The sequence below is a fragment of the Pseudomonas sp. GW456-12-10-14-LB2 genome (assembly GCF_002884345.1).
In the GTDB taxonomy this organism is placed as follows: Bacteria; Pseudomonadota; Gammaproteobacteria; order Pseudomonadales; family Pseudomonadaceae; genus Aquipseudomonas; species Aquipseudomonas paraglycinae.
Genome location: NZ_POHV01000296.1, coordinates 1 through 202 on the forward strand (window position 1 = coordinate 1; position 202 = coordinate 202).

Genomic DNA, 202 nt, shown 5'->3' on the forward strand with positions numbered 1-202 from the left:
TCTGGGCAGATTCGAACTGCCGACCTCACCCTTATCAGGGGTGCGCTCTAACCAACTGAGCTACAGACCCAATTTCGGGCTGCTTCTTTCGTCTTCTTCAATGAATCAAGCAATTCGTGTGGGAGCTTATGGAGCAGCTGATGTCGTCGATTAAGGAGGTGATCCAGCCGCAGGTTCCCCTACGGCTACCTTGTTACGACTT

Annotated in this window: 1 rRNA gene; it reads right to left on the minus strand. The window is 52.0% G+C overall.

Annotation, left to right across the window (positions count from 1 at the left end):
* Positions 1-151 precede the first annotated feature (151 nt).
* A 16S ribosomal RNA gene (locus tag C1X29_RS29605) occupies positions 152-202 on the minus strand; the annotation flags it as partial.